This is a genomic window from Bacillus cereus group sp. MYBK227-1, assembly GCF_051916325.1.
Lineage (GTDB): Bacteria > Bacillota > Bacilli > Bacillales > Bacillaceae_G > Bacillus_A > Bacillus_A cereus.
This window is the reverse complement of the sequence record NZ_JBQAGK010000002.1, coordinates 1-21,233: the sequence shown is the minus strand read 5'-3', so window position 1 is coordinate 21,233 and position 21,233 is coordinate 1. Positions and strand designations below refer to the sequence as shown.

Sequence of the window (21,233 nt, the reverse complement as noted above, 5' to 3'; positions counted from 1 at the left end):
TATAACTAACAAAAAGAAAGACACTCTTAGCGAGTGTCTTTTAGCGCTTATTTCATTTGTTGCTTGTTCATTGCGCTCATCATTTGATTGATTTTCTTTTGGGAAGGTTTTTGTCCCATTTGCATCATCATCATTTTTAACATTTGTTCGTTAATTGGTGGATTTTTTTGTAAGTAATTCATCATGTATTTGCGGGCAATGAAAAATCCTAACGCCACGCCTGCTACTAGTGCTACTACGCCCACTAGAATACCTAACCAAATTGGCATATATTTTCCTCCTTCATGTTGTCTACCTTACAGTGTACTAAAACCTTTTCAATAAGACAAGATACAATTCGACATTTTTTACACATATGTTCGTACTTGTTTTAGAGGATTCAGCCATCCGTACTTTGTATTTTCATAATCCATAGCTAAAAATGTTAATTCACACTTTCTTAACACCTCAAAGAACGTCGTTTCCATAGAGACATTTCCAGAGGTATTCATACGAATATAGTGCGGTTTCACCATTATTTCGCCGTACTCCGCTCCCGTATAAATTGTATGTGTATGATGTGTTCTATCATATTTACCAAGAACGCGCAAAGCTTGTTCTAATTTATGATGAATTTTCATTACTTGCAATGGCATCGTTATATACATCATTTGCTTATATAACACTTTTTTCTCCGAAAGGGACCCAGATTCTGAAAATCGAGCAAATAAATCAAAAAACAAATATTCACGACCAAAATAAGCTTTCGCAATATCCTCTTGAATTAAATACAATTCATACGTTTTCATTTTTCCACTCCCAATCTGGACAACCTTTTCTCTTCATTATATATAAGAAAATTTGCAATGATTGTCTGACTGCGGAGAGATAAAAAACTTTTTCTGTCGAAAAAACTCATTTACATAGAAAAACCTCTCCATGCCGGAGAGATTTTTCTGAAATCATTAAAGCATTTCTTTTACTTTACGAACAACGTTCTCTACAGTAAATCCATACTCTTCCATAATCTTCTCACCAGGAGCAGAAGCACCGAATGTATCGATACCTAACACATCTCCTTCAAGACCTACGTAACGGTGCCATCCGAATGTAGCACCCATTTCGATTGCGAAACGTTTTGTTACTGCTTTTGGTAATACAGATTCTTTGTACTCTGCAGTTTGAGCTTCGAAGCGATCCATAGATGGCATGCTGACAACAGCTGCGTCAACGCCGTCTACTGCTAATGCTTTTTGAGCTTCAACAGCTAGGCTTACTTCAGATCCAGTTGCAAGTAAGATTACGTCAGCCGTTTCTTTCTTGCTTGCAGAAACTACATATGCACCTTTTGCTACTTTTTCATACGTATCATCTTTTGCACCTTCTAATGTTGGAAGGTCTTGACGAGTTAATACTAAAGCAGTTGGTTTGTTTGTAGATTCTAAAGCTAGTCTCCAAGCTGCAACAGATTCGTTACCATCAGCAGGACGGATAACAGAAACGTTTGGCATTGCACGAAGCGCTGCTAATTGCTCGATTGGTTCATGTGTTGGACCATCTTCACCAACAGCGATACTGTCATGTGTGAATACATACGTTACTGGCAATTGCATTAATGCTGCAAGGCGAATTGCTGGACGTAAGTAATCAGAGAATACGAAGAACGTACCACCGTAAGTTTTTAAACCACCATGTAGTGCAATACCGTTCATTGCTGCACCCATTGCGAACTCACGTACACCGTACCAAATGTTTTTACCGCTGTAATCATCTCTTGTAAAGTCTTTTTCGTTATTCATGTATGTTTTGTTAGAACCAGCAAGGTCAGCAGATCCACCGAAGAATGATGGTACAGACTCTGCAATTGCATTAATTACAGCACCAGAAGAATTACGAGTTGCTGCTTTTGATCCTAATTCATAAGTTGGTAAGTTTTGCTCCCAACCTTCTGGAAGTTGACCGTTCATTGCTGCTTGGAATTCGTTTGCTAATTCTGGGTATGCTTGTGCATATTCACCTAGCATCGTGTTCCACTCAGCTTGCGCAGTTTCACCAACATCTTGTACTGTTTTACGGAAGTTGTCATATACTTCTTCTGCTACGTGGAAGTCTTGCTCAGCAGTCCAAGCATATGCTTCTTTCGTTAATTTTGTTTCTTCTACACCAAGTGGAGAACCATGTGAAGCTGATTTTCCTGATTTGTTTGGAGAACCGAAACCAATTGTCGTTCTTACTTCAATTAGCGTTGGGCGTTTTTCGTCAGCTTTCGCTTCTTCAATTGCTTTCGCGATTGCTTCAATATCGTTTCCATCCTCAACACGGATTACTTGCCATCCGTATGCTTTGTAACGATCTTCTACACTTTCAGAGAATGAACGATTTAAATCGCCATCTAATGAAATATCGTTTGAATCGTAAAGCACAACAAGACGACCTAATTGTAAATGAGCAGCTAATGAAGATGCTTCAGCAGAAACGCCCTCCATTAAATCTCCATCACCACAAATAGCGTATGTATAATGATCTACTACATTATACGCATCACGGTTATATTTAGCAGCTAAATGTCTTTCAGCCATTGCCATACCTACAGCAGTTGCAATACCTTGTCCAAGTGGACCAGTCGTTGCATCTACACCAGCTGTATGACCATACTCAGGATGTCCTGGAGTTTTGCTTCCCCATTGACGGAAGTTCTTTAAGTCATCCATTGTTACATCATAACCAGATAGGTGAAGTAGGCTGTATAATAACATTGAACCATGACCTGCAGATAATACGAAACGATCACGGTTAAACCACGTTGGGTTATTTGGATTGTGTTTCATAAATTGAGTCCATAATGTATAAGCCATTGGTGCTGCACCCATTGGCATTCCTGGGTGACCAGAGTTTGCTTTTTCAATCGCATCGATGGATAATGTGCGAATCGTGTTGATAGAAAGTTGTTCGATTGAATGTGACATGCTATTCTTCCCTTCGCTTATATTAGTAAACGTTTTATACATTTATATGATAGCTTCCCACGCAAGATTATACAACATGTATCGACAAATATGTTGATATTTTTTTGATTTTTTATAAAAAAATCAATGTTTCCGGGAATGTATGGGCATTCAATATGACATACTTTTTCATTATTTTTATTTTAAAAAGAAAGGGAATTATCTGTATATTTATACAAATTTCTTCTATACTTACTTTTTCAAATACGTTTTTAAAAACATAAAAAAGCATCTAACTTCGATGCTTTTCAAATAAGTTAAACAATCCGTTTCCGAATCGAGCTTGAAATCAAATCAATTATAATTACCATTAAAATAATACCTAATAAAATAATACCAACACGAGACCAATTCCGTGAACTCAGCGCAAAAATTAAAGGTGTACCAATCCCTCCTGCTCCGATAACTCCTAAAATCGCAGCGGATCGTACATTAATTTCAAATCTGTATAGCGTATACGATAGAAAATCTGGTAATACTTGCGGTAACACCGCATACCAAAGTATTTGAAAACGATTTGCTCCTGTTGCTAGTAACGCTTCCGTCGGTCCTTTATCTATGTTTTCAATTCCTTCTGAATATAGTTTTCCTAACATTCCAATAGAATGCAATCCTAAGGCTAATACTCCTGCAAAAGAGCCTGGACCAACAGCTTTTATAAATAAAAGAGCCATAACTAATTCAGGAAACGTACGAACAAAACTAAGTACAAATTTCCCAAATCCTGAAGTTAATTTTCCACTACTCATATTCGTTGCCGCCCAAAAAGCAAACGGAACAGATAAAAATGCAGAAATAAATGTACCTAATATCGCAATTGCCAACGTATCAATTAATCCATGTAATAAATCTTCACCATCTGGCAAAGATACATACGACCAGTCTGGAGTCAATATCCCTGTCATAATTGCTTTTGTAATTTCTCCCGCCGTTTCCTTTATTCCCTCTAGCGGTACTCCTGAAAAAGCCCATATATAAACAAATGTAAGTGCTATAAAAATAAACGAGCGATACACACTCGGTTTCTTCGGTTTTGGTACAATTATCGTCGTTTTACTCATTATAATTTCTCCCGCAACAATGTACTTACATAATCAATTACCAATACAACAACAAGAGTATAGATGATAATAGATGCAGTTTGTTGATATTGTAAAAATCCAAGTGTACGATCATAATATAGTCCAATACCACCTGCTCCTACTAAACCTAGGACAGCCGCTGCCCGTACATTCACCTCAAATGTATATAGTACATAGGAAACAAAGTGTGCTTTTACTTGTGGAATGACTCCATAAACAATCCATTGCACCTTATTAGCCCCTACAGCTGTCATCGCTTCTAGTGGGCCAGGGTCAATTGATTCAATTGATTCATACAACAATTTCGCCACGAGCCCAATTGAGAAAAAAGTAAGAGCTAAAATACCCGGAAGTGGTCCTATTCCAAAAATAGCTACGAAAATTGCCGCTAATAATAAATCTGGTATCGTTCGAATAAAATTTAAAATCAATCGAGCTGGACTGTATAAAAATGTACTAGTAAACACATTACTTGCCGCAAACAGTGCAAGTGGAATAGCTAAAATCGCTCCTAAAGTCGTCCCAATAATCGCCATACGTATTGTATCTAACATTGCTGTTGTAATAACTTGAAAATAACTCCAATCTGGCGGCACCATTTCTTTTAACAAATCCATTATATTAGGAAAACCAACTACTAGCTTTGAAAATGATGCGTCGACCTGTATACTACTTCCCCACAACAGTAAAATGAATAGAATAAACGTTAACATATGTTTTAACTTACTCGGCGGCTTCGGTATCGACTTCGAATATATCGTCACATCATTCATTTAGCTGCCACCTCTAACAATTCACTTTTCTGTGCTACGTCACCATAAATTTCAGCAAACTTTTCATCCGTTGCTGCTTCTACTAAACCATCAAAAACAATTTCACCTGCATGTAATCCAATAATACGCGTCGCATATTGCCTAGCTAAAGCAATAGAATGTAAGTTTACAATTGTTGTAATTCCAAAATCTTCATTAATTTTCTTTAAATCATCTAATACTTGCTTTGTTGTTAGCGGATCTAACGACGCAACAGGTTCATCTGCCAATATGATTTTTGCTTCTTGCGCCAATGCTCTAGCTATCGATACACGTTGTTGTTGTCCTCCTGATAATTCATCAGCACGTGCATATGCTTTTTCTAAAATATTCACTCTTTTTAACGCTTGAAATGCGAGCTCCACATCCTCTTTCGGAAACAAACCTAACGTTGTACGCAATGTCGAATGATATCCAACACGGCCAGCTAATACATTCTTCAATACTGTTGATCGCTTTACAAGGTTAAAACTTTGAAAGATCATACCAATATCCCGGCGCATACGTCGTAAATCTTTTCCTTTTGCAGCAGTAATAGACTCACATTCAATCATGATTTCGCCTTCTGTAATCTCATGAAGACGATTTACCGATTTTAGAAGTGTAGACTTTCCAGCTCCGGACAGCCCTACCATTACAACAAACTCACCTTTTTGAATTTTCAAGTTTATATTATTCAATCCTTTTGTACCATTTGGATACACTTTGGAGACATTTCGAAATTCTATCACACATCTTACCTACCTTCTATGTATTCAAAACGGCAAACTAACTGAAAACATTCCCTTTCAGCTAGCTGCCATTTCCATATGTATTATTGCGTTTTTACTTTCTTCCCATATTCACGAACGATGTCAAATTTACTATCATCAGATTTAACATATCCTTCATGTGAATATACTTCTTTAATGATTTTGTGACCTTCCTCATTTTTTCCAATTTCAATGAAAGCATCCTGTAATTTCTTGCTCCACTCTTCATCTAAATCAGAACGTACCGAAATCGTATCGTTTGGAATTTTCTCCGTAAATTTCACTATTTTCGTTTGCTCGAATATATTCGGATAATCTTTTTTTACAATATTACGAGCATCTTGGAATACAACAGCTGCATCTACGTCACCATTTAAAAGAGCAATAAGCGACTGATCGTGACCTTTTAATGTAACAGGTTTCACATCTTTTAACGGATCAATTCCCTCTTTTAATAGAACAGCTGCAGGCCATACATACCCTGCTGATGATGTTACATCTTGATAACCAATCTTTTTACCTTTTAAATCTTTTACACTATTTATATTAGAGTCTTTTTTAACAACAAACTCAGATTTATAATAATCTACTAAATCTTTTGTAGGAGCTCCTGTTTCATCCTCTACTCCAAAACGTTGTGCTTGTAAAATTACATTTGCAGCCTTCTTTTCATGTGCTAATACGTACGCTGTTGGCGGTAAAAATCCTACATCTACTTGTTTAGATGCCATCGCTTCTACAATTGTATTGTAGTTCGTTGAAATACTAACTTTTACTGGAATATTTAACTTATCACTTAATAGCTTCTCAAGCGGTTTTGCCTTCGCCTCTAACGTATCTGCATTTTGAGAAGGAACAAATTGAACATTTAAAGTCTTCGGTACATACCCTTTTTTCGTATCTTCATTTTTACTTGCACTTGATTCCTTCGTTCCACAGCCACTTAATAATCCCGCTGCTAGTACAACTGTTGTGCTCATTGCAAAAACTTTTTTCAACATATTAATGCCTCCATTTTTCATTGTTATAAAATAACCTTTCATAAACATGAAGAAATATATCACATATTTTTACAAATAATTGATTATTTACAGAATCTTTACACATTCTATACACTCACATTAAAATTCTCTTCACATATTTGATATGATGAATTGGAAGATAACAATAGAAAAGGTGAGTCATATTGGAACAAAATCAAACTGTAACTTTAAACATCTTATTAACAAGCGATATACATGGCACTGTTTATCCTATTCACTACCAAGATAACTCCCCAGCAGAACTTGGTTTAGCTAAAATTTCTACTCTTATAAAAAAAGAACGTTCCCAAAATACAAACGTTCTTTTAATTGATAATGGCGACTTTATTCAAGGAACACCATTTACTTATCATTATGTTACATACGAAAAAAACAAAAAAAACCCAATGTCCTTATTAGCGAATTACTTACAGTATGACGCTGCAATTATCGGCAATCATGAGTTTAATTACGGGATGGGTATATTAAATAACGCTGTGACTACTGCGAACTTCCCGTACCTATCAGCAAACATTTTAGATAAAAACATAAAGAAACCTTATTTCGGAAAACCTTATATAATCAAACAGATTGAATCCAATATAAAAATCGCTATTTTAGGGGTGACAACGCACTACATTACCAATTGGGAACAACCCCATCACATTAAAGACTTACAATTTGAAGATGCATTAGAAACAACGAAAAAGTGGGTTTCTTACATTCGCAAACATGAGAAACCAGATTTACTAGTCGTAGCGTATCACGGGGGAGTTGAACGAGATTTACAAACCGGGGTACCGACTGAAGTTTTAACAGGAGAAAACCAAGGATATGCAATGTGCCATGAAATTGAAGACATAGATATTTTATTAACAGGTCACCAACACCGGGAAATTGCTCACACAATGGCTAACGGTGTAACAATTTTACAGACCGGATGTAATGGAAACTCAGTTGGAAAAGTAAAAATAACATTCGAAAAAACAAAACATAAATGGGTTAAAAAAGAGAGTTCTTCTGAATTATTATCTGTACAAGGAGTTGAGGCTGACCAAGATGTACTTTCATTGGTAGCCGATTACGAAGAGAAAACACAAAAGTGGCTTGATCAACCTATTGGAATCATTCAGGGGGATATGCAAATTTCAGATGCTATGCAAACTCGTTTGCATGATCATCCTTTTATCGAATTCATAAATAAAATACAGATGGATATAGCTAATGTATCAATTTCTTGTACAAGTTTGTTCCATAATACATCTCCAGGTTTCCCGGAACATGTAACAATGCGTGACATCGTTTCTAATTATATTTATCCAAACACATTAAAAGTAATTAGAATAACTGGAGCGGATATAAAAAATGCTCTTGAACTCTCTGCTTCTTATTTCACATTAAAAACAGATGGATCCATCACCGTAAGTCCTACCTACATAGAACCAAAGCCACAACATTATAATTATGATATGTGGGAAGGGATTTCATACGTATTAAACATTTCAAAACCAATTGGTGAAAGAGTAGAATCTTTACAGCATAACAGTGCTCCTCTTAATATGAATGAAGAATATGACGTTGTAATGAATAATTATCGTGCAAGTGGCGGGGGAAATTTCTTTATGTTTCAAAACAAACCGGTAGTAAAAGATATACCCACAGATATGTCTGAACTTATCGCTAATTATATATTGGAACATAAAACGATAGAAGCAACAGTTAATAACAACTGGAAAGTTATTAAATAACGATTTTTACATATAAAAAAGATGGGCTTCGCCCATCTTTTAATTTAATTTTGCATTATCTTGCTTTTTTAAAGCTTTTAATTTCGTCGGTGTAACATCTGTACCTTCTTCGTTAACAACTTTAATACCTTTAAGTTCGTTTAACATATTTTGACGAAATCCTTTTAAATATTGTTCACGTAGCGATTGACGCTCACGTTGCTCTTCTTCAGTTAAACCTTCAGCTTTTGCTTTTTTCGCTAAGAAGTTAATGCGTTCAACGAGTTCGTGATTAATCATCTCGAATCCCCCTTCTAATCAAAACTGATTATTATCATACAATAGTTACTCTTCTTTATCAAGCAATTGCTTCGTATACTCTACATATCTACGATGTACAGTCGCCTTTGAAACATTATGACCAAATCCACGTAATGTTGCTGCAATTTCTTCAAACGTGAGTTCACTTTTTCGCAAACGTACAATTTCCTCAATTGGCACTTCTTTTTTCTCTCTTCCTATACTTAAATGACGATTTTTTAAATTTTTTTCTGGACGATAACCTTTTTCTACTGCACGTTGCATACCTCGTTTAATTTTCAAATTATGAATCTTTCTTTGATATTCTTCAACAATACCAATAATATCTAATACCATTGAATCAGAATCCGACAATTGTAATTCACCATTATGTGTATGCGTATATACTTTTATGCCTTCTTTATGTAAACAATGCATTAACGCGATCTTCGCATTTCCTCTACCAAGACGCGTTTCATCTTGTATAAGTAACACATCAATTTGTTCGTCTCGAATTGTATCCAACACCTCTAATATACCGTCACGTTCAATTGTATATCCACTAGCCTGCTCTTCAATCACCTTAGTAACATTCATTTGATAGCGCTCAGCTAAATGCAATAATTCATCTTTTTGACGTAATAATGATGTTTCTTGCGCTTCTTTCGTTGTACTCACACGTGCATAAATAATTGCATTCATTTTGAACCCCTCTTTCTCCCTATTATTTCCCTATAGTGTAACATAAATCCGCCATTTGTTCGAACTTATGTTTGTAGAATGTTTTTTCACATGTTATACTTATTAATAAGAAAAATGAAAGAAAACGAGGTGTTAGAAAACATGGAAAAGTTAACGAAACGCCAGCAAGACATTCTCGACTTTATTAAGCTAAAAGTACAAGAAAAAGGATATCCACCTTCCGTACGTGAAATTGGTCAAGCAGTCGGCCTCGCTTCTAGTTCTACAGTGCACGGACATTTATCACGATTAGAAGAAAAAGGATACATTCGACGCGATCCAACAAAACCACGTGCCATTGAAATTTTAGGTGAAGACCGAATGGATACGGAAACACAATCTGTTATTCAAGTTCCAATTGTCGGAAAAGTCACTGCTGGTTTACCAATTACAGCGGTCGAAAGCGTAGAAGAACATTTCCCACTTCCAGCTAGTATTGTTGCTGGAGCAGACCAAGTGTTCATGTTACGTATTTCTGGAGATAGTATGATTGAAGCTGGTATTTTCGATGGAGATTTAGTTGTTGTTCGCCAACAGCAGTCTGCATATAATGGTGAAATTGTAGTCGCTTTAACAGAGGATAACGAAGCAACAGTTAAACGTTTCTATAAAGAAAAAGACCATTTCCGTCTACAACCAGAAAACTCTTCATTAGAACCTATCATTTTAAAACAAGTGTCAGTTATCGGGAAAGTAATTGGCGTATATCGTGATTTACATTAAAAATAACAAAAAGAAGATAATTACCTTATTTATATACGGTAATTATCTTCTTTTTGTATTTTGATAGATTTCCATGCATTCTATTTCTTATTAACGAGTTTCAATCGTCACATCTCCCGCAGCCGTTTTACCGCTAATCTTTTTACTACCATTTCCAATTGTTACATTTTTATTTTCTTCATTAAAAATTGTTACATCTCCAGCAGCACTTTGCCCAGTAATTACCGCATCTTGTGGTTTTTCCGATAAAGTAATATCTATATCTCCCGCAGTTGAACTTGCTTCTAGATTATACTTAGAATCATGATCTTGAATATTTATTTCCCCACTTGTTGTTTTTGCGGTCACTTTCCCTAATACCTTCTTAAAGTTCACCTCACCAGCTTTTGTCGATCCCTCCACATTCTTAGCCGTTACTTGTTTCAACTCTACTTCTCCAGCAAGTGTCCTAACACTTATGCTATGACTTTTCACATCACTCATTTCGATTTGTCCAGCAGATGAATTTACTTTTACATCTTGGTAAGAGCGTTCGGGCACAAGGAGAGTCAATTTAGACGTTTGAAACCTAAAATCGTAAAAAGAAAAATCAAATGAAGCACCTTTTTCTCTTTCCCCAATAATTTTTAATGTGTCACCATCTTCTGCGATACGAATCTCTTGTTTACGTACATCTCCCGATTGCTTTACATAAAAAGAAGAGTCAGGAGATTTTTGGACAATAATATCCCCGGCATCTAACTTAACTTCTATATTTTTTAATGTTTCGTTTTTAATTACATTTTCTTTATCGCCTTTTTCAGCAGTTTGTACTGCTTTTTCATATGTTTGGGAAATTCCTATTACTCCAATAATGATACAAGCGATAGCGATTAAAAATAGTTTTTTCATCATTTACTCTCCTTTTATCATTTTAAAGTTCCATATTACATATCGTACACACAATCTCTTAAACCACTTTGTACTATAAAAAGCGATAATACATAACAATAAACCTACCCCAACAAACGTTATACTAACGAAAAGATCCAACCATATAAAAGTACCCATAAATACTTTTCCAATAACGAAAAATGGTGTTACTACACTAGCAATACCACCGATCCAAAAAGAAAATATAAAAGCAATAATTGCGACTAACGGGCCTAACACAATAATAAAATTAAACAAACTAAGTCCAATCGCTGCCATAACAGCTCTTGTCACATTTGAAGTCGATGGATTTTTTTTCATTTCATCGAAGCGATACATCGCAAGTAATTCTTTCGCGATTACTTTCGGAGAACCAAGGCCCTGTATTATTTCCGATTCAGTTTTCCCCTCTTCTAGTCCAAACTGAAAGTGCTCTTCATAATCCAATAAAATATCTTGCCTCTCTTCCTCTGGTAACTTTCTAAGATAACTTGATAATTCTTTGAGAAACCCTTCTTTACTCATCCCATTCCACCCCTTCAATAATTTCTTGTACCCCTTTCGCAAAATCACGCCATTCTGTTACTAACAAATGAAATTGCGTCTCCCCTTGCTCTGTTAATTGATAATATTTACGAGGTGGCCCTTCCGTAGATTCCTTTAAATACGTTTGAAAATACCCTTCTTTCGTCAAACGACGTAATAAAGGGTATACTGACCCTTCCGATATTAAAAATTTATTAGAAATTTGCTGAACAAGTTCATAACCGTAACTATCTTTACGTTTTACAAGTGCTAATACACAAAGTTCAAGCACACCTTTTTTAAACTGAACGTTCAAGTGCCATCCTCCTTTCCTATCTTAGTACTGTTCAATACACGGTACCTGTTTTATCCATAATATACCACTTAGTATTGTTTATTGCAAGGTACTAAACTATATTTATTCCCTAAATTTAGAAAATGAACTAACGAAATCCTGAATAAGACTGTGTTATAACTAAGCATCATTACGTTAATATCATTGAGTGATAATCTGATTCACAAGCCACAAACTTATAGCCTTGCAGATGAGGACATAAAAATCATCGCTCGCGTTGTACAGGCAGTAAAGAATTATTAAGTTATAGCACAAGTGATTTAAAAAAGATAAAATCAATTCTTTTGAAAAGATTTTCTTAGTAACATGATTCAAAATAACCAAAAACAATCCATTATCTAGTAGTTAATATATCCAATAACTTCACTAAAAAAGCCCTGATACCGTAGTATCAAGGCTTTTTTAGTTCATAAATTATATAAAACTTACGTTTATCTGATAATGTTTTTCTATGATATCACTACTTGTTATTAATTATTGGCTTTTATGTGGTTGTTTTTCATTTTGCAACCACATAAAATTGTAATAATAGGGAATTAAAAAACCCTTGATACTAGTTGTATCAAGGGTTCAAGCCTCTTAGTATAGAGACATATATTGATCGCGTTCCCATTGGTGAACTTGTGTTCTAAAGATATCCCACTCAATCTCTTTCGCTTCGATGAAGTGCTCAAGTAAGTGTTCTCCTAGTGCACCGCATACTACTTCATTAGATTGTAATGTAACTAACGCTTGCGCTAATGTTGCTGGTAAGTCAACGATACCTGCTTCTTCGCGCTCTTCTTTTGTCATTACATAGATGTTACGGTCTACTGCAGCTGGTGGAGTTAATTTGTTTTTAATTCCATCAAGACCTGCAGCTAATAATGTAGCCATTACTAAATATGGGTTTGCAGCTGGGTCAACACTACGTACTTCTACGCGTGTACTAATACCACGAGATGCAGGGATACGTACTAACGGGCTACGGTTTTGTGCAGACCATGCTACGTAACAAGGTGCTTCATATCCAGGTACTAGACGTTTGTATGAGTTTACAGTTGGGTTTGCTATCGCTGTAAATGCTGGTGCATGTTTTAAAATACCTGCGATGAAGTGACGAGCATCATCACTTAATTGTAAGTCACCGTTTGCATCAAAGAATACGTTCTCACCATTTTTAAATAATGATAAGTTACAATGCATACCCGAACCGTTCACACCGTATAGTGGTTTTGGCATAAACGTTGCGTGTAAACCATGTTTACGAGCAATTGTTTTTACAACAAGTTTGAATGTTTGAATGTCATCACATGAGCGAATTGCATTTGCATATTTAAAGTCAATTTCGTGCTGCCCTGGAGCAACCTCATGGTGAGATGCTTCAATTTCAAATCCCATTTCTTCAAGTTCAAGAACGATATCACGACGACAGTTTTCCCCTAGATCCATCGGCGCAAGGTCGAAGTATCCACCGTTATCGTTTAGTTCTAATGTTGGATTTCCTTTTTCATCAACCTTAAATAGGAAGAATTCTGGCTCTGGTCCAAGATTGAAGTCTGAAAATCCTAAAGCTTCCATTTCTTTTAACACACGTTTTAAGTTGTTACGTGGGTCTCCATCAAATGGAGTGCCATCTGCATTGTAAATATCACAGATTAGTCGAGCTACTTTACCTTTTTCAGCTGTCCAAGGGAAAATTACCCAAGTGTCTAAATCAGGATATAAATACATATCAGACTCTTCAATACGTACGAAACCTTCAATCGAAGATCCATCAAACATCATTTTGTTATCAAGAGCTTTCGTTAATTGTCTCACTGGAATCTCTACGTTTTTAATTACCCCTAAAAGGTCCGTAAATTGTAAACGGATATACTTTACATTCTCTTCTTTCGCCAAACGGAAAATATCTTCTTTTGTGTATCTAGACATTATAAATTCCTCCTTAGTCCCTCTAATCGCCTTCAGAATCAGTTATCTTTAGTGAAAAAATCTTGAAATGTCACCTTGTCGCAATGAAGTTCGATTGAATCTACCTGTATGTTGTAGTTCATCTCGAAGTATTTTGCGAAGCTCAGTTTTTGAAATTTCTTTCGTTTCTTCTTTTACTTTCACTGCTTCTGTTTGATTTTCTTTCATTAGTAACACTTGTTTAATACCAGCCATATTCAGGCCTTGATCTAACAAATCTTTAATTTCTAACAACTTATCTACATCGTTAAATGAAAACAATCTACGATTCCCCTTTGTACGGGTTGGAGAAACAAGATTATGCTCTTCATAGTAGCGAATTTGACGTGCAGACAATTGTGTTAAATCCATAACAATACCAATTGGAAACAGCGGGGCAGAACGTCTATCTTCTTTCATTTTTCAGTTCCTCCTTCGCCTTAACTGCTTCTCATTTTATAACATGTTATGTTTAGTGTCAATAGATGTTAGCTTTTCTTACATGATTTTTTTATAAATTTTTTCATTCTTTTTTCTAATCGCATAAATCGTTACTTTTATACGAAAAAAGCTGCCGATATCGACAGCTCCCCTTTAAGAAATTGTTAATAAATTCTTTTCAATCAATTCATCAATTGCAGAACAAATCGCAATTTTAACATGCGAATACGTTAATCCACCTTGCACATATGCAACATACGGTGGTCTAATCGGACCATCAGCAGACAATTCAATACTTGCACCTTGAATAAATGTTCCCGCCGCCATAATTACATCATCTTCATAACCTGGCATATAGTTTGCATACGGAGTAAAATGCGAATTAATTGGAGATGCATATTGAATCGCTTGGCAGAAGGCAATCATACGGTCTTTATCATCAAATTGAACAGATTGAATTAAGTCTGTTCTTGGCGCATTCCACGCTGGTGACGTGTTCATTCCTAACTTTTCTAAAAACGCAGCTGTAAAAATTGCACCTTTCAGCGCTTGTCCTGCAACATGTGGCGCTAAGAAGAACCCTTGATACATTTCTTGCAGACTGTATAAAGACGCTCCAGCTTCCGCACCAATTCCCGGAGACGTTAAACGATATGCACACGCTTCAACATACTGTTCTTTCCCGACAATATAACCACCAGTTTTAACAATTCCGCCGCCCGGGTTTTTAATAAGCGAACCCGCCATTAAATCTGCACCAACATGACATGGCTCTTGCTCTTCAATAAACTCACCATAACAGTTATCTACAAACACAACAACATCAGGTTTAATTTCTTTAACAAACGCGATCATCTCTTTAATTTGAGAAATAGTAAACGATGGACGAGTAGCATAACCTTTCGAACGCTGAATACCGATCATTTTCGTATTACTATGAATCGCTGCTGCAACAGCTTCAAAATCAACAAGCCCACCTTCAGTTAGCGGAACTGCATTGTAACCAATATTATATTCTTTAAATGAACCTACACCTTTCCCACGCACGCCAACGATTTCCTCTAACGTATCATACGGTTTTCCAGTGATGTACAATAACTCATCTCCTGGACGTAAAATACCGAATAACGCTGTAGAAATAGCGTGAGTACCTGAAATAATTTGCGGACGAACAAGTCCAGCTTCCGCTCCAAACACATCAGCATACACTTTTTCTAACGTATCACGGCCAATATCATCATAACCATAACCTGTCGTCGGGATAAAATGCGAGTCACTAATTTTATGTTTACGAAAACTTTCTAATACACGAAACTGATTACTTTCAATTACTTCATCCGCACGTTTATGTACTTCTGTAATCTGACTCTCTACTTCTTTTACGATTGGAGCAATTTTTTCTCCATTTTTCAAACGATCAAACATTTTTATTTTCTCCTTCTTCCACTAAAAATCTCTTTAATTGCACATTAAGCGATGAATGAGTAAAAATATACCCTGCACAATCATATACAAATTTATCTTCCAGAAACTCCATCTTTGCTAATAGCGTTTCCGTCTTTAAAAGCGTTAATAACTTACCTTCACTCGGAGGGATTTCTACTCGATAACGATCCATTTCTTTCTTCATTTTCATTTCTATCGCTTCTTTTATACGCAATACATCACTTTCTTCAAAAGCACTAGTCATTAAGAAATCACTTTTCGGAAACGGAATAAAGTTTTGATGTAATTCATCTTTTTTATTATATAACGTAATAATAGGAATATGATTAATTTCAAGTTCTGATAATAATCGTTTTACTGTTTTTTCATGCCCTATGTAGTTAGGATCCGCAGAATCAACTACATGTAAAATGACATCTGCTTCCCCCGCTTCTTCCAGTGTCGAACGAAAAGCAGCGATTAATGAAGTGGGTAAATCTTGTATAAAACCAACAGTATCGGTTAGTAATACTGTATAACCAGAAGGTAACGGCATCTTCCTCGTCGTTGGGTCTAATGTTGCAAACAGAAGGTTTTCTTCAAACGTATCAGCTTCCGTTAATCTATTAAACAGTGTCGATTTCCCTGCATTTGTATACCCTATTAACGAAACTTGAAATACTTTATTATCTTTTCTTCTCTCACGATATCTTTTTCGATGTTCCACAACAACTGCAAGTTGTTTCTTTATTTCATCAATACGGGATCGAATATGACGACGATCCGTCTCTAATTTCGTCTCACCCGGTCCTCTCGTTCCAATACCACCACCAAGACGCGATAAGGACAATCCTTGCCCCATAAGACGCGGCATTGTATATTGCAACTGAGCTAATTCTACTTGAAGCTTACCTTCCCTCGACTTCGCACGTTGCGCAAAAATATCCAGTATTAGTTGCGTTCGATCAATTACTCTCGCATCTAATACTGAGGATAAATTCCGAATTTGACTCGGCGTTAATTCATTATTAAATACAATAACATCCGGCTCTAATTCTTCAGTTAACATTGTAAGCTCTTCTAATTTCCCTTTACCTATGTAAGTTGCCGGATGAAACTTTGGTCGTTTTTGCGTTGTTGACACTAACAATTCTGCTCGTGCAGTCTTCGCTAGTGATGCAAGCTCTTTCATGGAATGCATAAATTTTTCATCATCATCTTGTGGCAATTGACAGCCTACTAATATGACTTTTTCTTTTTCTTCCATCAAATATGTTCACTCATCCTTTTCGAAATTTAAACCTTCTAATATAATAGCAGAGGAAGCACATTTCATCTAGTTAGCGGGGGAGAAAATTCATGGCATGGGAGATTTTTAGCATCATAGGCACAATCGCTTTCGCACTAAGCGGAGCCATTGTTGCAATGGAAGAGGATTATGATATTTTCGGGGTGTATATTTTAGGAATGGCAACCGCATTTGGGGGAGGTGCCCTTCGTAATTTATTAATCGGTTATCCGATTGTCGCGTTTTGGCAACAAGACATGTTATTCCAAATCGCACTTTTATCAATGACTATTATTTTTCTTTTTCCAAATAAGTTAATTAGACATTGGAAAAAGTGGGAAAATATCACTGACGCTATCGGCTTATCAGCATTTGCTGTACAAGGAGCATTATATGCCCAAAAATTAAATTTACCAATTAGCGCCACAATTGTAGCAGCTGTTTTAACTGGTATCGGCGGCGGTATCATTCGCGATCTTTTAGCCCGCAGAAAACCTCTCGTTCTTCGAGCTGAAGTATATGCCTTTTGGACAATTTTAGCAGGTTTCTTAATTGGCGCTCAAATTATTGTTAGCGATTGGGCTCTTTACATTTTATTCATTTTAATTGTTTGCTTCCGCATGGTTTCTATTCATTACAAATGGCATTTACCGCACAGACGTATCGAAACGAAAGAACGTTCAATGCATAAATAGCAATCTAACCTCTTTACATATCGTAAAGAGGTTTTTCTTTTCTAACGATTTTTTCTTTATATAATGTTTATACTAATTTTTAAAGTGAGGTGAATACACATGACAAACCACGTTAATAAAGGAGCTCAAAAAAGCTCAGTAAATCAATTCGGGCACGATCCTAATTCAGCACACGAAAAGAGCGCTAAAATGGAACACTTCCATAAAGCACACCAAGAAAAAGCAAAAAAAGAGTAAACGAACTTATACACAAAAATCGACGCACAGTTTATGTACTGTGCGTCTCCTCTTCGAGCATCAAATCCATACTCGATATTCCAATTAAATCATTTTTATCATAGGCATCTTCTTGCAACAACCGCATCGCCTGTGTACGAATTGATTTTTCAACAATATTCCGTACATACCGCCCATTACTAAACGATGTAATTTGCGACGAATACTTTACAGCATGTAAATGATCCCTAAATTTCCATTCAGCCTCTTTCGATAACTGATATTCACGCTCTTCATACATTCTTTTCCCAATTTCCAACAACTGATTTACCGAGTAATCCGCAAATTCAATAATAAATGGAAAACGAGATTGCAGCCCTGGATTTAATGAAAGAAAGTGATTCATCTCTCTTGAATATCCAGCTAAAATCAATACAAAACCATGTTGTTTATCTTCCATATGTTTTACAAGCGTATCAATTGCTTCTTTTCCAAAGTCCTTCTCTCCTCCTCGAGCTAAAGAATACGCCTCATCAATAAACAAAATACCTCCCATTGCTTTTTTTATTAAGTCTCTTGTTTTTTGGGCTGTATGGCCGATGTACTCTCCTACAAGATCAGCACGTTCAGCTTCAACCAAGTGGCCTTTCGATAGAATATTCATCTCAAACAGCAATTTTCCTATCATTCTAGCAACTGTTGTCTTCCCTGTACCTGGATTCCCTTTAAACAGCATATGAAGTACTTGCTTCTCTGACTTCAATCCCTTCTCTTGTCTTTTTTTATTCACATAAATCCAAGCATATATTTCTTTTATTATCTTTTTTATATCATCCATCCCAACAAGCTTCCCCATCTCTTCTTCAATTCTCTGCAGCATTTCATGTTTAATTGTAGTTTCATTTGAAATTACCGTTTTATTTTCTGCGGCTGGCAAAGAAATTTTCTTTCGATGGTTTAACACAATATTAATTTGATTATTGTTTTTCTTTCGCATCGATTGTTCCATACAATCACCTCATTTTATCCACTCACCAAATATTATTATTCCTGTCCCCCTTGTAAATGCCTATTTTCAGAAAAGTTTGCTATAATATAAGAAATAATTAAGGTGGTGGGACTATGGAGACAACGGAATTCCATGATACAATACAAGCCTTTTCTATTTTTTTATTGAATAAAGGCCGAAAACCCTCAACTATTAAACGTTATGTTTATGACGTTGAAGACTTCGGACATTGGTTAGAAAAAAACAAAAAGCTCCCTTCCAGTAATATATGGGCTACACTTTGTACAAAAGACTACGAAGATTACTTTTCCGATTTAAAAACGAATCGACATTACTCAGAAAAAACGATGCATCGTGTATTTATTGTACTAAATAGAATGCATCATTTTCTAAACATTCCTAATCCATTGAAAAATATGGAGATATCTATTCAACCAGACCGTACACTTCGTAACGAAGATTTCATTTCACCTGATGAAGAAAAAAGGTTAAAGTATATAGTCACTTCATTAGAAGGACTTTCAGAAAAACAACTTCCTGTGCGCCCCTTATTAATGGATCGCAATATTGCTATTTTAAATCTATTGATTGACTACGGTTTATCCTTACAGGAACTTACAGCATTAACAATGCATCACGTTCACTTTGAAACTAACACATTATCAATCCCAGCAACCGCAGGTGTAGAAAGAACAATTACATTAGCAAAAGAAGACAAAAAACAACTATATAATTATTACAAAAGCATCCCGGAACCAGTTCGCCCCAAATACCATAGTGATGATCCATTATTTGTCGCATTCGATTTTAACCGTGGAACATACAGATGGGTATATGAAAATGATGCACCAAAGGCATTAACGGAAATTGCTATACAAAAAATGATTCGCCTCGAAGTGGCTAGAGCCAATTTACGTAAAGGAATTTCAGGACAACATTTTCGTAACACCTATATTTTAAACTTAATAAAAAAAGAAACTCCTGAATCAGAAATTATAAAACTCGCTGGATTCAAATCAAAAATTTCATTAAAGCGATATTATCAATACGCAGAAAATAGAAAAAACGCCTTATTGTAAGGCGTTTTTTCTATTTTTTCTTTAAACAAACGATTTTACTATGACCATTTAACTAATTTCTGCATCTACTATGATGAGTTTCGTTCACATTTTCGTGAGAAAGGAGAGATTTAATGTCTCGTTATAACGACAATCAAAACAAATTCTCCAAACCATGCTTTCCAAGTAGCGCCGGACGAATCCCAAATACTCCATCAATCCCAATTACTAAAGCTCAACTTAGAACATTTCGTGCGATTATTATTGATTTAACAAAAATAATCCCAACACTTTTCGCAAATCCATCTCCCCAAAATATTGAAGATCTAATCGATACATTGAACCTACTAAGTAAATTTATTTGTTCACTAGACGCTACTTCCTCCCTGAAAGCACAAGGGTTAGCTATTATTAAAAACTTAATAACTATATTAAGAAATCCAACCTTTGTAGCAAGCGCTGTATTTATTGAGCTTCAAAATCTCATTAACTATTTACTATACATTACAAAATTATTCCGAATTGACCCTTGCACACTTCAAGAGCTCCTTAAATTAATAGCAGCATTACAAACTGCTCTAGTTAATTCTGCTTCGTTCATTCAAGGACCTACCGGACCTACTGGACCAGCAGGCGCTACTGGTGCTACCGGACCTCGAGGTAACACGGGTGCTACTGGCGCTACCGGTGCCACTGGACCTCGAGGTAACACGGGCGCTACCGGTGCCACTGGACCTCAAGGTAACACGGGTGCTACTGGCGCTACCGGTGCCACTGGACCTCAAGGTGCTCAAGGTAACACAGGTGCTACTGGTGCTACCGGCGCTACTGGTGCTACTGGACCTCAAGGTATTCAAGGTAACACAGGTGCTACCGGTGCCACTGGCGCTACTGGTATAGGAGTTACCGGACCTACCGGACCTTCTGGCGGGCCTCCTGGACCTACTGGACCTCAGGGACCTCAAGGTAACACAGGTGCTACTGGTGCTACCGGCGCTACTGGACCTCAAGGTGCTCAAGGTAACACAGGTGCTACTGGTGCTACCGGCGCTACTGGTGCTACCGGCGCTACTGGTGCTACCGGCGCTACTGGACCTCAGGGTGTTCAAGGTAACACAGGTGCTACTGGTGCTACTGGACCTCAAGGTGTTCAAGGTAACACAGGTGCTACCGGCGCTACTGGACCTCAAGGCGTTCAAGGTAACACAGGTGCTACCGGCGCTACTGGACCTCA

23 protein-coding genes and 1 pseudogene are annotated in these 21,233 nt (G+C 36.5%); 7 read left to right on the top strand and 17 right to left on the bottom strand.

Features of this window, described 5'->3' with window-relative positions; all coding sequences use genetic code 11:
• Positions 1–47 precede the first annotated feature (47 nt).
• From ACTFRM_RS07245 to ACTFRM_RS07215, 7 genes are all read right to left on the bottom strand, one after another.
• The gene (locus ACTFRM_RS07245) at positions 48–269 is read right to left on the bottom strand and encodes a YneF family protein (protein WP_001123317.1); all 222 of its coding nucleotides are present in this window, start codon (positions 267–269) and stop codon (positions 48–50) included.
• 78 nt (positions 270–347) lie between these two features.
• Positions 348–788 carry a sporulation inhibitor of replication protein SirA gene (gene sirA / locus ACTFRM_RS07240; RefSeq protein WP_000860636.1) on the bottom strand — a complete coding sequence of 147 codons (441 nt, stop codon included), beginning with the start codon at positions 786–788 and terminating at the stop codon, positions 348–350.
• Between the two features lie 156 nt (positions 789–944).
• Positions 945–2,945, bottom strand: coding sequence for a transketolase (gene tkt / locus ACTFRM_RS07235; RefSeq protein WP_000019766.1), 2,001 nt, complete (start codon positions 2,943–2,945; stop codon positions 945–947).
• Between the two features lie 296 nt (positions 2,946–3,241).
• A complete protein-coding gene (phnE, locus tag ACTFRM_RS07230; protein ID WP_000047897.1) occupies positions 3,242–4,045 on the bottom strand; it encodes a phosphonate ABC transporter, permease protein PhnE in 804 nt (267 codons plus the stop codon).
• Positions 4,045–4,839 carry a phosphonate ABC transporter, permease protein PhnE gene (gene phnE / locus ACTFRM_RS07225; RefSeq protein ID WP_001000763.1) on the bottom strand — a complete coding sequence of 265 codons (795 nt, stop codon included), beginning with the start codon at positions 4,837–4,839 and terminating at the stop codon, positions 4,045–4,047. Before phnE (ACTFRM_RS07225) ends, phnE (ACTFRM_RS07230) begins: the two co-directional genes overlap by 1 nt.
• The gene (phnC, locus tag ACTFRM_RS07220; RefSeq protein WP_000569244.1) at positions 4,836–5,609 is read right to left on the bottom strand and encodes a phosphonate ABC transporter ATP-binding protein; all 774 of its coding nucleotides are present in this window, start codon (positions 5,607–5,609) and stop codon (positions 4,836–4,838) included. The genes phnE (ACTFRM_RS07225) and phnC overlap by 4 nt, the downstream gene beginning before the upstream one ends.
• An 83-nt stretch (positions 5,610–5,692) precedes the next feature.
• Positions 5,693–6,631: a phosphate/phosphite/phosphonate ABC transporter substrate-binding protein gene (locus tag ACTFRM_RS07215; protein WP_000915065.1), complete on the bottom strand. Its 939-nt coding sequence runs from the start codon at positions 6,629–6,631 to the stop codon at positions 5,693–5,695.
• A 185-nt stretch (positions 6,632–6,816) separates the two neighbouring features.
• Here ACTFRM_RS07215 and ACTFRM_RS07210 point away from each other — a divergent pair, with 185 nt between their 5' ends.
• Entirely contained in the window at positions 6,817–8,400 is a 1,584-nt protein-coding gene (locus ACTFRM_RS07210) for a bifunctional metallophosphatase/5'-nucleotidase (protein ID WP_000437456.1), read from the top strand.
• A gap of 39 nt (positions 8,401–8,439) precedes the next feature.
• On the opposite strand, the gene ACTFRM_RS07205 is transcribed toward ACTFRM_RS07210, so the two are convergent.
• A complete protein-coding gene (locus ACTFRM_RS07205; protein WP_000607015.1) occupies positions 8,440–8,679 on the bottom strand; it encodes a DUF896 domain-containing protein in 240 nt (79 codons plus the stop codon).
• Positions 8,680–8,724: 45 nt separating this feature from the next.
• The gene (locus tag ACTFRM_RS07200; protein WP_173600403.1) at positions 8,725–9,381 is read right to left on the bottom strand and encodes a YneB family resolvase-like protein; all 657 of its coding nucleotides are present in this window, start codon (positions 9,379–9,381) and stop codon (positions 8,725–8,727) included.
• A gap of 141 nt (positions 9,382–9,522) precedes the next feature.
• Between ACTFRM_RS07200 and lexA the strand changes: the two genes are divergently transcribed.
• Entirely contained in the window at positions 9,523–10,143 is a 621-nt protein-coding gene (lexA, locus tag ACTFRM_RS07195) for a transcriptional repressor LexA (protein WP_000413738.1), read from the top strand.
• A 90-nt stretch (positions 10,144–10,233) separates the two neighbouring features.
• Here the strand turns inward: lexA and ACTFRM_RS07190 are convergent, their stop codons facing one another.
• Genes ACTFRM_RS07190 through ACTFRM_RS07180 form a run of 3 tightly spaced genes read right to left on the bottom strand, consistent with a single transcriptional unit; the run spans position 10,234 to position 11,896 of the window.
• Positions 10,234–11,037: a DUF4097 family beta strand repeat-containing protein gene (locus tag ACTFRM_RS07190; RefSeq protein ID WP_173600402.1), complete on the bottom strand. Its 804-nt coding sequence runs from the start codon at positions 11,035–11,037 to the stop codon at positions 10,234–10,236.
• The gene (locus tag ACTFRM_RS07185; RefSeq protein ID WP_000031383.1) at positions 11,038–11,580 is read right to left on the bottom strand and encodes a DUF1700 domain-containing protein; all 543 of its coding nucleotides are present in this window, start codon (positions 11,578–11,580) and stop codon (positions 11,038–11,040) included. It lies immediately after the preceding gene.
• Positions 11,573–11,896, bottom strand: coding sequence for a PadR family transcriptional regulator (locus tag ACTFRM_RS07180; protein WP_001102628.1), 324 nt, complete (start codon positions 11,894–11,896; stop codon positions 11,573–11,575). Before ACTFRM_RS07180 ends, ACTFRM_RS07185 begins: the two co-directional genes overlap by 8 nt.
• Before the next feature lie 162 nt (positions 11,897–12,058).
• Between ACTFRM_RS07180 and ACTFRM_RS07175 the strand changes: the two are divergent.
• Positions 12,059–12,178 (top strand): annotated as a pseudogene (locus ACTFRM_RS07175) (LexA family protein); the annotation flags it as partial.
• Positions 12,179–12,514: 336 nt separating this feature from the next.
• Here ACTFRM_RS07175 and glnA read toward each other — a convergent pair.
• The 4 genes from glnA to hflX form a co-directional block, all read right to left on the bottom strand.
• Entirely contained in the window at positions 12,515–13,849 is a 1,335-nt protein-coding gene (gene glnA, locus ACTFRM_RS07170; RefSeq protein ID WP_000092763.1) for a type I glutamate--ammonia ligase, read from the bottom strand.
• 48 nt (positions 13,850–13,897) lie between these two features.
• Entirely contained in the window at positions 13,898–14,287 is a 390-nt protein-coding gene (glnR, locus tag ACTFRM_RS07165) for a transcriptional repressor GlnR (protein WP_000656783.1), read from the bottom strand.
• A 174-nt stretch (positions 14,288–14,461) separates the two neighbouring features.
• The gene (locus ACTFRM_RS07160; RefSeq protein ID WP_000460302.1) at positions 14,462–15,733 is read right to left on the bottom strand and encodes a methionine gamma-lyase family protein; all 1,272 of its coding nucleotides are present in this window, start codon (positions 15,731–15,733) and stop codon (positions 14,462–14,464) included.
• The gene (gene hflX, locus ACTFRM_RS07155) at positions 15,726–17,000 is read right to left on the bottom strand and encodes a GTPase HflX (protein ID WP_000391393.1); all 1,275 of its coding nucleotides are present in this window, start codon (positions 16,998–17,000) and stop codon (positions 15,726–15,728) included. Before hflX ends, ACTFRM_RS07160 begins: the two co-directional genes overlap by 8 nt.
• Before the next feature lie 92 nt (positions 17,001–17,092).
• Between hflX and ACTFRM_RS07150 the strand changes: the two genes are divergently transcribed.
• Together ACTFRM_RS07150 and ACTFRM_RS07145 are read left to right on the top strand one after the other, a co-directional pair.
• A complete protein-coding gene (locus ACTFRM_RS07150) occupies positions 17,093–17,716 on the top strand; it encodes a trimeric intracellular cation channel family protein (protein ID WP_000312267.1) in 624 nt (207 codons plus the stop codon).
• Between the two features lie 99 nt (positions 17,717–17,815).
• Positions 17,816–17,953 (top strand): hypothetical protein, encoded by a 138-nt coding sequence (locus ACTFRM_RS07145; protein ID WP_000181500.1) that lies wholly within the window; start codon positions 17,816–17,818, stop codon positions 17,951–17,953.
• Positions 17,954–17,984: 31 nt separating this feature from the next.
• Here the strand turns inward: ACTFRM_RS07145 and spoVK are convergent, their stop codons facing one another.
• Entirely contained in the window at positions 17,985–18,941 is a 957-nt protein-coding gene (gene spoVK / locus ACTFRM_RS07140; RefSeq protein ID WP_000438178.1) for a stage V sporulation protein K, read from the bottom strand.
• A 113-nt stretch (positions 18,942–19,054) separates the two neighbouring features.
• On the opposite strand from spoVK, the gene ACTFRM_RS07135 reads away from it, so the two are divergent.
• A complete protein-coding gene (locus tag ACTFRM_RS07135) occupies positions 19,055–20,020 on the top strand; it encodes a tyrosine-type recombinase/integrase (protein WP_000450326.1) in 966 nt (321 codons plus the stop codon).
• A gap of 113 nt (positions 20,021–20,133) precedes the next feature.
• Positions 20,134–21,233: collagen-like repeat preface domain-containing protein (locus ACTFRM_RS07130; protein ID WP_440043157.1), on the top strand; the 1,100-nt coding region annotated here is incomplete at its 3' end.

What these genes read in the sequence shown, in the direction of transcription:
- ACTFRM_RS07245 (WP_001123317.1), bottom strand. Translation starts at nt 269, where the DNA reads ATGCCAATTTGGTTAGGTATTCTAGTGGGCGTAGTAGCACTAGTAGCA.
- sirA (WP_000860636.1), bottom strand. Translation starts at nt 788, where the DNA reads ATGAAAACGTATGAATTGTATTTAATTCAAGAGGATATTGCGAAAGCT.
- tkt (WP_000019766.1), bottom strand. Translation starts at nt 2,945, where the DNA reads ATGTCACATTCAATCGAACAACTTTCTATCAACACGATTCGCACATTA.
- phnE (WP_000047897.1), bottom strand. Translation starts at nt 4,045, where the DNA reads ATGAGTAAAACGACGATAATTGTACCAAAACCGAAGAAACCGAGTGTG.
- phnE (WP_001000763.1), bottom strand. Translation starts at nt 4,839, where the DNA reads ATGAATGATGTGACGATATATTCGAAGTCGATACCGAAGCCGCCGAGT.
- ACTFRM_RS07215 (WP_000915065.1), bottom strand. Translation starts at nt 6,631, where the DNA reads ATGTTGAAAAAAGTTTTTGCAATGAGCACAACAGTTGTACTAGCAGCG.
- ACTFRM_RS07205 (WP_000607015.1), bottom strand. Translation starts at nt 8,679, where the DNA reads ATGATTAATCACGAACTCGTTGAACGCATTAACTTCTTAGCGAAAAAA.
- ACTFRM_RS07200 (WP_173600403.1), bottom strand. Translation starts at nt 9,381, where the DNA reads ATGAATGCAATTATTTATGCACGTGTGAGTACAACGAAAGAAGCGCAA.
- lexA (WP_000413738.1), top strand. Translation starts at nt 9,523, where the DNA reads ATGGAAAAGTTAACGAAACGCCAGCAAGACATTCTCGACTTTATTAAG.
- ACTFRM_RS07190 (WP_173600402.1), bottom strand. Translation starts at nt 11,037, where the DNA reads ATGATGAAAAAACTATTTTTAATCGCTATCGCTTGTATCATTATTGGA.
- ACTFRM_RS07185 (WP_000031383.1), bottom strand. Translation starts at nt 11,580, where the DNA reads ATGAGTAAAGAAGGGTTTCTCAAAGAATTATCAAGTTATCTTAGAAAG.
- glnA (WP_000092763.1), bottom strand. Translation starts at nt 13,849, where the DNA reads ATGTCTAGATACACAAAAGAAGATATTTTCCGTTTGGCGAAAGAAGAG.
- glnR (WP_000656783.1), bottom strand. Translation starts at nt 14,287, where the DNA reads ATGAAAGAAGATAGACGTTCTGCCCCGCTGTTTCCAATTGGTATTGTT.
- ACTFRM_RS07160 (WP_000460302.1), bottom strand. Translation starts at nt 15,733, where the DNA reads ATGTTTGATCGTTTGAAAAATGGAGAAAAAATTGCTCCAATCGTAAAA.
- hflX (WP_000391393.1), bottom strand. Translation starts at nt 17,000, where the DNA reads ATGGAAGAAAAAGAAAAAGTCATATTAGTAGGCTGTCAATTGCCACAA.
- ACTFRM_RS07150 (WP_000312267.1), top strand. Translation starts at nt 17,093, where the DNA reads ATGGCATGGGAGATTTTTAGCATCATAGGCACAATCGCTTTCGCACTA.
- ACTFRM_RS07145 (WP_000181500.1), top strand. Translation starts at nt 17,816, where the DNA reads ATGACAAACCACGTTAATAAAGGAGCTCAAAAAAGCTCAGTAAATCAA.
- spoVK (WP_000438178.1), bottom strand. Translation starts at nt 18,941, where the DNA reads ATGGAACAATCGATGCGAAAGAAAAACAATAATCAAATTAATATTGTG.
- ACTFRM_RS07135 (WP_000450326.1), top strand. Translation starts at nt 19,055, where the DNA reads ATGGAGACAACGGAATTCCATGATACAATACAAGCCTTTTCTATTTTT.